The organism is Moorena bouillonii PNG (assembly GCF_001942495.1).
Lineage (GTDB): Bacteria > Cyanobacteriota > Cyanobacteriia > Cyanobacteriales > Coleofasciculaceae > Moorena > Moorena bouillonii.
The window spans coordinates 5,238,473-5,251,110 of the sequence record NZ_MKZS01000001.1 but is presented as its reverse complement, the minus strand read 5'-3'; the positions used below and the strand labels follow the sequence as shown (position 1 = coordinate 5,251,110).

The following is a 12,638-nucleotide window of genomic DNA, read 5'->3' as shown; positions in this document are numbered from 1 at the left end:
CTAATCCCTGGCTGGATTAACTGAGCAAGATGCGAACATAGCACTCAGCACCGACCATGGTAGACCGATATTAATGCGTTGATGGGGGAAAGGAGAAGTTGTGGCAAAGAAAACAAAAGCTGAACCAGAGACTAAAGAAACTGAATCTGGGTTTAACCTAGGTCAGTTCTTCAACGAAACCAAACAAGAACTCGCTAAAGTTGTTTGGCCTTCTCGGCAACAGTTGATTAGTGAATCAGCAGCGGTATTGTTGATGGTCATTCTGTCTGCCACCATAATTTACTTGGTAGATGGTTTATTTTCCTGGGCATCAGGACAGGTATTTTGATGAGTTTTGCTGCAGACGAATCCCAAGATTTCGATCAAGAGGTATCAAAACCTGCAACTCCACGTTGGTACGCAGTTCAGGTTGCTTCTGGCTGTGAAAAACGGGTTAAGACGAACTTGGAACAGCGCATCCAAACTATGGATGTAGGGGACCGGATTTTAAAAGTACAGATTCCCCAAACACCTACGGTTAAAATCCGTAAGGATGGTTCTCGGCAACACAGCGAAGAAAAAGTTTTCCCCGGCTATGTGTTAGTCCAGATGGTGATGGATGATGAAGCTTGGCAAGTTGTCAAAAACACACCAAATGTGATTAATTTTGTTGGGGCAGAACAAAAACGCCGCTACGGGCGTGGCAGAGGACATGTTAAACCCGTACCCCTCAGCTATGGTGAAGTAGAGCGGATCTTCAAGCAAACCGAAGAGCAAGAGCCGATTGTCAAAGTAGATATGGCAGTAGGGGACAAAATTATGGTGCTATCTGGTCCGTTTAAAGAATTTGAAGGGGAAGTGATTGAAGTTAGCCCCGAAAGGAGCAAACTCAAAGCGTTACTCTCGATCTTTGGGCGGGATACACCAGTAGAATTGGAGTTCAATCAGATTGAAAAAACAAGCTAGACCCTAGATCATGGCTAAAAAAGTTGTTGCATTAATTAAGTTAGCGCTTCCAGCTGGGAAAGCTAACCCAGCTCCCCCCGTCGGACCAGCACTCGGTCAGCACGGGGTAAATATTATGGCATTCTGTAAAGAGTACAATGCCAAAACTGCTGATCAAGCTGGTATGGTGATACCAGTGGAAATATCCGTGTTTGAGGATAGAAGCTTTACCTTTATCCTCAAAACTCCACCAGCATCTGTACTGATCAAGAAAGCTGCTGGCATTGAGAAAGGTTCAGCACAACCCAACCGTACTAAAGCTGGCAGCCTTACTCGGTCCCAGCTGCAAGAAATCGCCCAAACTAAAATGCCTGACCTCAATGCTAATGATATAGAAGCGGCAATGAAAATTGTGGAAGGCACAGCTAGAAACATGGGTGTAGCCATAACCGATTAGTAAGGATGAAAGATCAAGGATGAAGGATCAAGGATGAAAGATGAATTGACGCTGTAACCTGGAAATTTCAACTTTCAACTTTTAACTTTCAACTTTCAACTTTCAACTTTCAACTCCAATGTATTAACGTAAACCATAGAGGGGGAGGAGTTTTACTTCGCTAAGTACCCCAGGAGATACAGATGCCCAAGAAACCATCGCGTCGATTACAAGAACTAAAAAAGAAGGTTGAAGAGCGACCTTATGAACCAATAGAAGCTCTCAAACTCCTCAAAGAAACAGCCACGGCTAAATTTGCGGAATCGGCTGAAGCCCATATTCGCTTAGGAATTGACCCAAAGTATACTGACCAGCAACTGCGCACTACAGTGGCTTTACCGAAGGGGACAGGTCAGACGATACGAGTAGCAGTGATTGCTCGGGGTGAAAAAGTCTCGGAAGCTACTAATGCAGGGGCAGACATTGCTGGTTCTGAAGAGTTAATTGCAGAAATTCAAAACGGGATGATGGATTTTGACCGGCTAATTGCTACGCCGGACATGATGCCCAAAGTAGCCAGATTGGGTCGTCTCCTCGGACCACGGGGCTTGATGCCTTCTCCTAAAGGTGGTACAGTTACTAATGATATAGCTCAGGCAATCCAAGAATTCAAAGCTGGTAAACTAGAATTTAGGGCTGACCGTACTGGCATTGTTCATGTTATGTTTGGTAAGGCATCCTTTAGCCCCGAAGACTTACTGGTGAATCTCAAAGCTTTGCAGGAAAGTATCGACCGCCATCGTCCATCTGGCGCGAAAGGTCGCTATTGGCGCACTTTATATGTGTCTGCCAGCATGGGTCCATCGATTGAAGTGGATATCGCTATCCTGCGTGAACTCAAGCTTGAGGGTGCTGCTTAAAACAGAGATTAGACATCACCTTAGTATTCGACAAAACAAACTAGACAATTGAAGAAGGCTTGCGCTGAAGACAGCAGGAGTAACTAGCTTAATATCCTGCCGAGGTTAAAGTACTATGTATCATCTGCCCAGGCACTGATCCTACAGTGAGTGCGATATGTGCTACGCACACGCTACGCGAACGCGGTAATGATACGACCCTTAACCCCGGCCAAGTCTCCGGGGTTTTAGTTTGGTTATTTGTTATCCGTCAGATCTATGTGCTACGCACACGCTACGCGACCGACCGTTCAATACTTATCATTCTTGGTTGAGAGTCAATTAAAAATAAATAATATTTATTTTTATTTATTTTCAATTAACAATTAACCAGTTAACACTTAACAAAATGGGTAGAACACTTGACGAGAAAAAGACAATTGTGGCGGAGCTCAAGCAAACCTTGAGTGAGTCTCAGCTGGCTGTAGTTATTGATTACCAGGGGCTGTCGGTTGCTGAAATTACCGATTTACGGAATCGTCTGCGTCCCACTGGCACGATTTGCAAGGTGACCAAAAACACCTTCATGCGGCTTGCGGTGGAAGAAGACGAAAACTGGCAGCCGATGACAGAATTCCTGAGTGGTACTTCAGCTTTTCTCCTGGTCAAAGACGATGTTGGTAGTGCCATCAGAGCTTACCAGGAGTTTAAGAAAGCCGCCAAGAAGACTGAATTTCGCGGCGGCGTGATGCAAGGTCAAGCCTTAAATGAAGAGCAAGTTAAGGCAATTGCCGACTTGCCTTCTAAGGAGGAACTGATCGCGCAAGTTGCTGGAGCGATTAATTCTATCGCTACCAAACTTGCTGTCGGGATTAATGAGGTACCAGCCTCCTTGGGTCGTAGTATTAACGAGGTGCCAGCTTCTTTGGGTCGATGCATCCAAGGGATTGCTGCCAAGGAAGAAGGCAACAGCTAGTACTCGGTTTTCCCCCTTTCGGAGATTTGTACAACACTCAAGTACAACACTCAATACATTAAACAATTCACCTAAAAGGAGTTATATCAATGTCTGCTACAACTGATGAAATTCTCGAAAAATTAAAATCACTGACTCTGCTAGAAGCTTCTGAGCTGGTTAAGCAGATCGAAGAGGCTTTTGGTGTCAGTGCTGCTGCTCCTGCTGGCGGTATGATGATGATGGCTGGTGCTATGCCTGGTGCTCCAGCTGCTGAGGCTGAGCCAGAGGAAGAGAAAACTGAATTTGATGTGGTTCTAGAAGAGTTCCCCTCTGATAAGAAGATTGCTGTACTTAAGGTGGTGCGAGGCATCACTGGTTTGGGACTCAAAGAAGCCAAAGAGTTGGTGGAATCTGCTCCTAAAGCGATTAAAGAGGCCATTGCTAAAGAGGCGGCTGAAGACGCTAAGAAGCAACTGGAAGAGGCTGGTGCTAAAGTTACCGTCAAGTAATATCTACTATCATGTCTGGTTGACGATAAGCATATGCGCTACGCGCACGCTACGCGAACAGCAGTCAGCCGTCAGCCGTCAGCCCTGAGCCATTCGCGTAGCGTGGCCACAGGCCTTTGGCTGATAGCTGATATCTGATAGCTGATAGCTGATAGCTGACGATTAGTGACTATTTGGTAAGTGATTAACCAGACTTGAGCTCAGTTGAATCAACCTCAATTTTTGGGGAGCCGACGCAATCGGCTCCTTTTTTTTGTGGAACCGGCATCTTGTGTGGAACGGGCATCTTGCCCGTTTCATTTTCTGGAATGATTTAAATAGTTTTGTGGAACGAGCATCTTGCCCGTTTCATTTTCCGTTGAGGGGGTGACAAGTCAGCTCAACTGTTGGTGATGCGATCGCATACCATTCCCTTCAGAGGAATCCCGCCTAGGGCTTTAGAATACGCTGATTTCAATAACTCCATCCAGTCACCGAATCGAGTCAGTGAATCCAGTCACCGAATACAGTAATTAACTTCACTGGTTTAATTAACTTCACTGGTTGATGTGATTGATATCACACCTTTATGTGACATACTCCCACACGCTCATCAAAGATTACAGTGTGGGCTTCTTACCAACTCCACCCAACGGTTCGGATACCCGGTAAGCTTTATTTCCGACGGGATGCCCCACCGCCAACTTCAATATATTTTTCGCCGCATTCACATCACGATCTTCGATGTACCCACAAGAAGGACAAGAATGGATACGGTCTTTTAATTTTTTAGGTACCTTTGTTCCACAATTGGAACAATTTTGGCTGGTGTTTCGGGGGTTTACCGCAACTGTGACCAAACCAGCATTCTCGGCTTTGTTTGATAATATTGACAGAAATTGACCCCAACCAGCGTCCAATACAGATTTAGCTAATTTAGTCCTAGCCAAACCCTTAATGTTTAGTTTTTCATGAGCAACTAGATCGTAGGTATCTAGCAAGCTTTTTGTTGTCTTAAAGTGAAAATCTTTTCGGGTGTCAGCTACCTTTTTGTGAGCCTTCCCTAGTTTGTTTACAGCTTTTTTTCTGTTCTTACTACCTTTCCTTGATCTACTGACAGCTTTCTGGATTTTATTGAGTCGTTTTTGAGCTTTTCTGTAATACTGAGGAATTGGTATCTCAGTACCGTCAGACCTGATCAAGAACGATTTAAGACCCATGTCTATCCCGATGGGATTTTCAACACTGTCTACTGGGATAATATTCGGGACTGTATCATCTTGGATTGACAGCGTGACGTAATAGCCATCAGCCTTTCGGGTTATAGTCGCTGTCTTGATTTTAAACCCTTCTGGAATAGGTCGATGATAAATCATTTTAACCTTTCCAAATTTTGGAAGAGTCAAAATATTTCCATTTATTGGATTTTTAGACAGAGACGGGAAAGTAAATGACTTATATCTATTTTTCCCTTTAAATCGAGGTCTTCCACTCTTTTTCCCATTACCGTCTCCTTTAAGAAACCTCTTAAAAGCAAGGTCAACTCTTTTTACGCAATCCTGGAGTACTTGAGATTGAACTACCTTGTACCAGGGTCTATCCTTCTTTAGTTGAGGAAGAGTTTTCTTTTGGGAAAAATAATCAGGATTTTTCCTTAGGTCTGGCAAGTGACAAATCAAAGGACAGGAGTTAATGGAGCAGCGATTTTGCTCATACCAATTAAACCTATCTGCAAGCAAATAGTTGTATTGGCAACGGAGTAGATCCAGCCATTTCTCGATTTCAGATTCCTGGGCTTTGGTTAACCTTAGTCGATATTGATAGGCTGCTCTCATTGTTGCTATCTCCTGTTTTTCGACCTACTATTAGTATAGCATACAGCTAGTCAAATGGCAAGTCAGAATGAAAACTATAAAAATGACGATACGGTTGACCGAGTATGAAAAGAAAAAACTAGAGCAAGAAGCAACCAAAAGGGGGATGAACCAATCAGAGGTACTTAGAAGTTTGATAGCTCGTTTCCCCGATCCCAAAGACTCCGTGTAAAATTCATCCCACGCCGACTTTCAGTTCGGACGTGGGGCTTCTTTTACCGGTCAGCTAACTAAATCGATAATAATGATTATTAGTGAAAATTATAAGATTAGTCAGCCAAGTCTTTTAATTTATCATCTCAGGGCAAAGCATCTGATTATATGCTCACGATTATAAGCTCAGGGTAGCACATCTCTGGGTTATTAAATATATCAGTCAATAAATATAATATCATCTCTGATTGACTAATTATCAGATCCGAAATCAAGTAATTTGGAATTGGTAATTTAGAATTGGTGATTTTAAATTGGTAATTGGTAGTTTAGGATTACCCATTACCGATTACGCTTACCCAAAAATCTAGAGACTATTTTGTAAGTGATTAACTGGACTTGAACTAATAGATCAGTTCAGATCATTTCAGTAAAGCTGTATCGGTGTCTTCAGCTAAACGTGAGATGCTCTAAATTGTGCCGTGTATTTCACGTTTAACTAGATTTTACGTGCATTTCTGCTCAAACAATTCGAGCAGAGGTCGCTGTCATCAGTAACCTAGAAGCAATTCTTTGCAAACGTGAATATGAACTCGTTTGCCTATAAGCCTTAGGGTTACCTCGCGAGTAAACTGTGAACCTCTGTATCCTAATTTAGCATGTCCAAAATAAAATCGACACCGCTTATCCCACAAGAGGAAAATAAATTTCCAGATTGTCTGACGATGGAGCTTAAAGTTGAGCCAGTCTCGACAGGGATTTTTTAATCTCGCCAGATAGAGCAATTGAAGCTATACCTGACTATACAATTTAATGAACAGTGGGTGCAGACGCCATTGGGTCGAGTTAGGTTCGGACTCAAAGGTGGAGAACTTAGGCTAAGGCTAAAAAATGCCAATATCCCTTTGGAAGCTCGTAACTACAGTGGCTCATTTGACCCTGATGTTGAGAAACAGAGGAAGCAGCAAGAGAATAAAGAAAATCACAGTAAAGTGGAGGCGTCTTGGGATAAGAATAAACCTGGGGTTAAAGCTAACCATGGTCACAAAAATACAGGAGGAACAACCGATGGGTTTCAGTTCATTGACCCTCAGATCACAACGAAGGGCTCAGAGGAAAATCCGGCTTGGGTTTTTGAGGTAAAAACGGGTCAACCCGTGTTTAAAGGAATACTCAAGGAAGTCGAGCTGGGAACAATAGATGTAATGGCAAAGCCGTGCTACATAGAAGCTACCTTTGAAGTTTTTAAGCCAGATGTTCATCTGACTGGAGCTGAAGGGTTGTGGTCTCCCGAAATTAGTCGGGAAAAACGTGTAGTCTTAGATAGAAAGATTGCCTTACTGATTCTAGATCACAAATTAAAACCTTATTTAAGTAAAGTGGTACTAAAGTATGACTAACGAACAATTAAAACCGGTAAATAACGAACAATTTAACCAAGAGTTAGAAGAATTAATCAAAAGTGTTGAAGGCGCTAACACTACTAATTTTTATAAACTGGCGGAGATAGCTGACCTAAATCTTTCTGAGGACTTGGCTAGAGTTGACTTAAGCGGGGTTAACTTAGAAAACGTTAATCTGAGGAATGCCGATTTAAGGGGAACGATTTTTAGGAATGCCAATCTGAGCGGTGCTGATCTTAGAAATGCTAATCTAACCGGTGCTGACTTTAGTAATGCTATTTTAGACAACGCTCAATTTTGTAATAATTCAGGGCTTACTGAGGAGATTATATCTGCTCTCAAGGCTCAAGGGGCAATTTTTTTTGATGATTATAAGGAATTCTTGCTTCCTATAGAAAAATTACATAATGTAGAAGCTCTCTGGAAGCAGGGTATCAAAAAAACACTTTTGATGATAGAGGAATTGAGTGATAGGGATGTGGAATGGATGATTGCTACAGGAAGCAAGAAAGAAATTATTGCCGATACTACGCTTATAGAAGAAGGGAAAGAAATTGATGCACTGTATATAGTATCGGAGGGACAGTTTACAGTTTCAGTTGGGGGCAGAAATATTGCTGAATTATCAGGAGGTGAAGTAGTGGGGGAAATGTCCTTTCTAAAACGAAGTTTACCTTCCGCTACTGTTACCGCTATAACTAACTCAGAAGTTTGGTCAATTTCTCGGCAACAATTACAGGATAAACTACAGCAAGATACAAGTTTTTCGTCCCGTTTCTATAAAGCTATTTCTAGTATTTTAGCTGATAGGTTGCTCGGCCAATCTCATCAAAATCAAGCTTCCCAAATTCAGCCATTACCTAACTACTATGGAAGCCATAAAAATATTAATGATCCGGCTTATTTGAATCGTTATCCTGCACAAAAAAAATTAGATTCTATAATCGGATCTCGGACAAGTGCTTAAGTTAAACCAAACTATTTACCACTTATCGCATTGATAAATTCTGTGAAGTACTTTTGTCCTAGATTTCGCAGGAGTAGGGAGTAGGGAGTAGAGATGGAGCGCTCCCCATAAATTCTGGATTCTTACGATGACTTCAGCAATTCTGTCTAGTGATAAAATCCTAAAAAGGTGTTGTACAATCCTAGCATTAGAAAATGCGACGCTACGGCAACCCATGATTAATTGATTTCTCTTTTATTGCCGCTAAATGTTTTGAATAGTCGATCATGGCACCTAAAGGAATATTCATCATCACGTGAATAGTAGTCTCTAATCCAGGTTTGTAGAAATTCAAAATTCGCTTCTTGTTCTTTGGGAGTCTTATACTTATGAGGCTCCCATGGTCTGAGTCGATTGTTTTCTAGGCATTTTTCAACTCCAGGATTCAAAAATATCATCTCTGAGGAATATTTGGCGGCTGTTTCAATTAAACTACCGTAGCATCCTTCAATTATCCATCCAGGATTTTTTTGAATAAAGTCGATTAATAATCTCTCGCTGTCTTGATGCAGTCGCTCATGGGGGAAACCCCCAAGACCGCGCTGCATCGCTTTCCACATCTTCTCGTCTTACTCCTGGTAGATCCGGTATCCAAGTAATAGTATCTAGATCGAGTATGGGTAAGCTTAATTCAACCTGCAATTTTAAGGCTAAGGTTGTTTTTCCCGCTCCAGAGTTACCGAATATGAGTATTTTTCTCATGTTAAATTAAATAGACAAAAGGTAAGCATATGCGCTACTTGAGATGCTACTTGAGGTGCCCTTAGCTATCAGCTATCAGCCGGGGAGCCTTTAGCACTACAGTCTTGCTCAGGGAATTAAGATTACTTTTTACTTTAAATCGGCTTCCCAAACACCAATGTAAATGCGATCGCTACCGTCTCGTTGAATCACACCCTCCAAGCTGTTATTGTTACCACTGGAAAATTTATAGGTCTTAGACTCGCCCTGATATACATCTTTCAGTCCCTGTTTAATGTCAGTGGAGATGTTGTTACTGAGCAGCTTGTTTAAGGTCTCTGACATGATTTCTAGGTCAACGGATTGCGAAAAAGTAACTTCCGTTTGGCGCAGACGCCCAGAACTTCGATCAAACAGGTATCCTAGGTCTACATGATTGGGCACAACGTTTTTATAAAGGAAAGCGCGAGTCTTCCACATGCCGTTTGATTGTTTTGTGGGCTTGCCTAAAGCATATTCCACTGCTCTTCGCTGAGTTCCTGGGGGAAATTTGGGAATAGCGTTGAGCTGAGCAAGATTTGGGTTACTGGTCTTGTTTTCTACGATGGGTGAAGGTTCGGTGATAGGTTTCCGTGTCGTTACTGGAACTGGTTTTACAGTAGTTTCTGGTTGTGATGGGGATGATGGTGTGACCGGATCAGTTACGGTAGTCTCTGGTTGTGATGGGGATGATGGTGTGACCGGATCAGTTACGGTCGAGTCTGGTTGTGATGGGGATGATGGTGTGACCGGATCAGTTACGGTAGTCTCTGGTTGTGATGGGGATGATCGATCCTTGGTCTGGGACTGTGATGGGTATGATGGTGTTTCTGGTTTAGTTACTGGTTGTGATGGGTTATTGGTCTGGGACTGTGATGGGTATGATGGTGTTTCTGGTAATGGGTCTTTTGATGATACTTTTTTATCTTGCGGTTCTTGAGAACTTGGCTTGTCTGGGTATGATGTTGATTTAGATTGATCATAGGATGGGACGGTCGTAGAGGGATTCAAGAATTTGTTGAATCCTGAACCAAATGCCACCACAATCAGTAATATACCGCCTCCGATTAAACCTCCCTTTAAAACTGCCTTGTAACTATCGTTTTGTTTTACAGTGACTGGATAAGGGCCTTTAATAGTGGACACTGAACCGTTGTTGGCTGGTGGCTCACCGGGAGAAATGGGGACTGTTGCTACGGTACCTTTGTTGGCTGTTGATGGGGCACCGGGAGACATGGGGACTGTGGCTTCCGTAGGTGATGCCGGGTCAGATTGGAGAGCATCAAGCATTTGTCTGGCACTAATAAAGCGATCGCGTGGATGGAATCGAATCGCTTTGTCGAGCACTATTCCTAGGTTTGAATAAAGGTGTGGGGCATCTTGACGCCATAAAATTTCACCAGTCCTCTCATCTGTGTGGAATAGCTGTGGTATTTTACCCGTTAGCAATAAAATTGCTGTCAGCCCCAAACTGTACAGATCACTGCTATAGGTTGGGTGTCCTGCTGACTGTTCCGAAGACATATAGCCAGGAGTGCCAATTATAATTGATGCTGGGTGAGGGGTGCCAGAGTTGGTGACTACGGTACTCATTGCTTCTTTGACTGCACCAAAATCAATCAGAACTGGTACTCCATCTCGTTGGCGGATAATGATGTTATCTGGCTTAATGTCCCGATGAATGATACGGCGAGAGTGGACATACTCTAGAACTTTTAACAAACTAATTAGGAGTTCCCTAACTTCAATCTCAGTAAATTTTTTTCCCTGTCTGACCTGTGTTGTAAAGGTATTTCCTCGAATCCACTCTTGAACCAGGTAAAACTTTTCGGCTTCAGAGAAATAGGCATAAAGTCTCGGAATCTGGTCATGTCCTTCCCCTAAGGCTTCTAAAACAGCTGCTTCTCGTTGGAATCGCTCTTGGACGAGCTTGTAAGCTTTGGGATTATGAGCTAATGCCTTAAGTTGCTTAATCACACACCGCCGTCTTGAGGGCATATGGATATCTTCGGCGAGAAAGGTGTCACCGAACCCACCCGAACCTAGAGTCTCAAGGACACGGTAGCGATTGTTTAAGAGTTTTGGATTCATGACGGATTCAGGGACAATTGGGTTCGAAGTGTGGTCTTCATTCTAATGTTAAGCTGCTCTCCGATTCAATTGGATGGTTGAGCAATGAGTTATTGGTAATTATTCATTGGTCATTGGTGCATAACAGGAGACTGTGCTTCGTGACATACTCCCGACGTTGCCCTAACGGGACAACGCGGGCTTCTTACCAACACCGGCCATTGCCTGGGTTACTCGGTAAGCTTTACTTCTGACGGGATGCCCCACCGCCAATTTCAAGATATTTTTAGCCGCATTAACATCCCTATCTGCGATATAACCACAATGGTGACAGGAATGGGTGCGGTCTTTTAGTTTTTTGGGTACTTTCTTCCCGCAGTTTGAACAGTTCTGGCTAGTATTCTTGGGATTAACTGCAACCGTTAACAGCCCAGCATTCTCGGCTTTGACTGAGAGGATTGACAGGAATTGACCCCATCCAGCGTCCAAAACTGATTTAGCCATTTTAGTCCTGGCTAGACCTTTAATGTTGAGCTTTTCATGGGCTACTAGATCGTGGTCATCTAGCAGACCGCACGCCGTCTTAAAATGAAAGTCTTTTCGGGTATCAGCTACCTTTTTATGAGCCTTCCCTAGTTTGGTTACAGCCTTTTTTCGGTTATTGCTACCAATTCTCGTTCGGCTAACGGCTTTCTGAATTTTCTTGAGCCGTTTTTGAGCTTTTCGGTAATATTGAGGAATTTCTACCTCAGTACCATCAGACTTAATCAAAAACGACTTAAGACCCATATCAATCCCCACAGGATTAGATACCTGATCAACAGGGATTAGTTCAGGTACAGTATCGTCTTGGATCGATAAGGTGATATAGTAACCATCCGCTTTACGGGTAATTGTAGCTGTCTTAATCTTGAAGCCGTCAGGGATTGGCCTGTGGTAAACCATCTTGACCCACCCAAATTTAGGTAGTTTTAAACGGTGGCCATCAATAGGGTTTTTCCCAAGAGAAGGGAAAGTTAAGGAACGGTACCGGGCTTTTCCTTTAAACCGAGGTCTTCCACTTATTCTACCGTTACAATCCCCCTTGAGATACCGTTTAAAGGCTAAATCTACTCGTTTAACGCAGTCCTGTAGAACGTGAGCATGAATTTCTCCGTACCACGGTCTATTTTGCTTGAGCTGGGGAAGAGTTCGTTTTTGAGAGTAGTAATCAGGATTATCCCTGAGTTCTGGGAGATGACAAACCAAAGAACATGCATTGATGGAACAGCGATTTTGTTCGTACCAGGCAAATCTGTCAGCCAATAAGTAGTTATATTGGCAGCGCAACATTTCTAACCATTTCTCTAATTGAATTACTTGAGTCTTGGTTAATCTTAATCGGTACTGGTAAGCAGCTCTCATTCTGTTTTTACTCTGGTTTATCGACCTGTTACTATCTTAGTATATAGCTAGTCAAATGGCAATTCATATTGAAAACAATAAAGATGACAATTCGGTTAACCGAATATGAGAAAAAGAAGCTATAACAAGAAGCAGAACGGAGGGGAATAAATGAATCGGAAGTACTTAGAAACTTAATAGCTCGCTTCCCTGAGCCAAGACATTCCTAATTGGTGATTCCGTTCCACTCCATCACCGGGCTATCCTTCCCGACGCCCACAATATCCGCGTAGGGCGCGGGGCTGCCGCCCATAGCTCAAAACC

At 42.9% G+C, this 12,638-nt stretch carries 14 protein-coding genes and 1 other annotated feature; of the genes, 9 read left to right on the top strand and 5 right to left on the bottom strand.

Features of this window, described 5'->3' with window-relative positions; all coding sequences use genetic code 11:
- Positions 1-100 precede the first annotated feature (100 nt).
- The 6 genes from secE (at position 101) to rplL (ending at position 3,726) form a co-directional block, all read left to right on the top strand.
- Entirely contained in the window at positions 101-328 is a 228-nt protein-coding gene (gene secE / locus BJP37_RS21355) for a preprotein translocase subunit SecE (RefSeq protein ID WP_075901778.1), read from the top strand.
- Positions 328-945 carry a transcription termination/antitermination protein NusG gene (gene nusG, locus BJP37_RS21350; RefSeq protein WP_075901776.1) on the top strand — a complete coding sequence of 206 codons (618 nt, stop codon included), beginning with the start codon at positions 328-330 and terminating at the stop codon, positions 943-945. Before secE ends, nusG begins: the two co-directional genes overlap by 1 nt.
- Positions 946-955: 10 nt before the next feature.
- Positions 956-1,381, top strand: coding sequence for a 50S ribosomal protein L11 (gene rplK, locus BJP37_RS21345; RefSeq protein ID WP_008188895.1), 426 nt, complete (start codon positions 956-958; stop codon positions 1,379-1,381).
- 182 nt (positions 1,382-1,563) lie between these two features.
- Positions 1,564-2,280 (top strand): 50S ribosomal protein L1, encoded by a 717-nt coding sequence (gene rplA, locus BJP37_RS21340; RefSeq protein WP_075901774.1) that lies wholly within the window; start codon positions 1,564-1,566, stop codon positions 2,278-2,280.
- Positions 2,281-2,326: 46 nt separating this feature from the next.
- Positions 2,327-2,520 (top strand) — a sequence feature (ribosomal protein L10 leader region).
- 148 nt (positions 2,521-2,668) lie between these two features.
- On the top strand, positions 2,669-3,235 hold the full coding sequence (gene rplJ / locus BJP37_RS21335) for a 50S ribosomal protein L10 (protein WP_075901772.1): 567 nt from the start codon (positions 2,669-2,671) through the stop codon (positions 3,233-3,235).
- 89 nt (positions 3,236-3,324) lie between these two features.
- Positions 3,325-3,726, top strand: a complete 402-nt coding sequence (gene rplL / locus BJP37_RS21330; protein ID WP_070394156.1) for a 50S ribosomal protein L7/L12 — start codon at positions 3,325-3,327, stop codon at positions 3,724-3,726.
- A 599-nt stretch (positions 3,727-4,325) separates the two neighbouring features.
- Here the strand turns inward: rplL and BJP37_RS21325 are convergent.
- Positions 4,326-5,540 (bottom strand): RNA-guided endonuclease InsQ/TnpB family protein, encoded by a 1,215-nt coding sequence (locus BJP37_RS21325; RefSeq protein WP_075901770.1) that lies wholly within the window; start codon positions 5,538-5,540, stop codon positions 4,326-4,328.
- Between the two features lie 67 nt (positions 5,541-5,607).
- Between BJP37_RS21325 and BJP37_RS21320 the strand changes: the two genes are divergently transcribed.
- From BJP37_RS21320 to BJP37_RS21310, 3 genes are all read left to right on the top strand, one after another.
- The gene (locus tag BJP37_RS21320) at positions 5,608-5,751 is read left to right on the top strand and encodes a plasmid mobilization protein (protein ID WP_075901768.1); all 144 of its coding nucleotides are present in this window, start codon (positions 5,608-5,610) and stop codon (positions 5,749-5,751) included.
- A gap of 805 nt (positions 5,752-6,556) precedes the next feature.
- A complete protein-coding gene (locus BJP37_RS21315; protein WP_143727724.1) occupies positions 6,557-7,132 on the top strand; it encodes a hypothetical protein in 576 nt (191 codons plus the stop codon).
- Positions 7,125-8,102, top strand: coding sequence for a pentapeptide repeat-containing protein (locus BJP37_RS21310; RefSeq protein ID WP_075901764.1), 978 nt, complete (start codon positions 7,125-7,127; stop codon positions 8,100-8,102). The genes BJP37_RS21315 and BJP37_RS21310 overlap by 8 nt, the downstream gene beginning before the upstream one ends.
- Before the next feature lie 218 nt (positions 8,103-8,320).
- Here the strand turns inward: BJP37_RS21310 and BJP37_RS21305 are convergent, their stop codons facing one another.
- The 4 genes from BJP37_RS21305 to BJP37_RS21295 form a co-directional block, all read right to left on the bottom strand.
- Positions 8,321-8,689 (bottom strand): hypothetical protein, encoded by a 369-nt coding sequence (locus BJP37_RS21305; protein WP_198954138.1) that lies wholly within the window; start codon positions 8,687-8,689, stop codon positions 8,321-8,323.
- Positions 8,658-8,843, bottom strand: a complete 186-nt coding sequence (locus BJP37_RS41400; RefSeq protein ID WP_198954137.1) for a P-loop NTPase family protein — start codon at positions 8,841-8,843, stop codon at positions 8,658-8,660. Before BJP37_RS41400 ends, BJP37_RS21305 begins: the two co-directional genes overlap by 32 nt.
- Before the next feature lie 129 nt (positions 8,844-8,972).
- The gene (locus BJP37_RS21300; protein WP_075901762.1) at positions 8,973-10,952 is read right to left on the bottom strand and encodes a serine/threonine-protein kinase; all 1,980 of its coding nucleotides are present in this window, start codon (positions 10,950-10,952) and stop codon (positions 8,973-8,975) included.
- Between the two features lie 162 nt (positions 10,953-11,114).
- Complete coding sequence (locus BJP37_RS21295) at positions 11,115-12,335, bottom strand: RNA-guided endonuclease InsQ/TnpB family protein (protein ID WP_075901760.1); 1,221 nt, start codon at positions 12,333-12,335, stop codon at positions 11,115-11,117.
- Positions 12,336-12,638: the final 303 nt, after the last annotated feature.

Coding starts and splice junctions, on each gene's coding strand:
- rplJ (WP_075901772.1), top strand. CDS start 2,669: ATGGGTAGAACACTTGACGAGAAAAAGACAATTGTGGCGGAGCTCAAG.
- rplA (WP_075901774.1), top strand. CDS start 1,564: ATGCCCAAGAAACCATCGCGTCGATTACAAGAACTAAAAAAGAAGGTT.
- BJP37_RS21325 (WP_075901770.1), bottom strand. CDS start 5,540: ATGAGAGCAGCCTATCAATATCGACTAAGGTTAACCAAAGCCCAGGAA.
- BJP37_RS21310 (WP_075901764.1), top strand. CDS start 7,125: ATGACTAACGAACAATTAAAACCGGTAAATAACGAACAATTTAACCAA.
- BJP37_RS21305 (WP_198954138.1), bottom strand. CDS start 8,689: ATGCAGCGCGGTCTTGGGGGTTTCCCCCATGAGCGACTGCATCAAGAC.
- rplL (WP_070394156.1), top strand. CDS start 3,325: ATGTCTGCTACAACTGATGAAATTCTCGAAAAATTAAAATCACTGACT.
- BJP37_RS21300 (WP_075901762.1), bottom strand. CDS start 10,952: ATGAATCCAAAACTCTTAAACAATCGCTACCGTGTCCTTGAGACTCTA.
- rplK (WP_008188895.1), top strand. CDS start 956: ATGGCTAAAAAAGTTGTTGCATTAATTAAGTTAGCGCTTCCAGCTGGG.
- BJP37_RS21320 (WP_075901768.1), top strand. CDS start 5,608: ATGAAAACTATAAAAATGACGATACGGTTGACCGAGTATGAAAAGAAA.
- nusG (WP_075901776.1), top strand. CDS start 328: ATGAGTTTTGCTGCAGACGAATCCCAAGATTTCGATCAAGAGGTATCA.
- BJP37_RS41400 (WP_198954137.1), bottom strand. CDS start 8,843: ATGAGAAAAATACTCATATTCGGTAACTCTGGAGCGGGAAAAACAACC.
- BJP37_RS21295 (WP_075901760.1), bottom strand. CDS start 12,335: ATGAGAGCTGCTTACCAGTACCGATTAAGATTAACCAAGACTCAAGTA.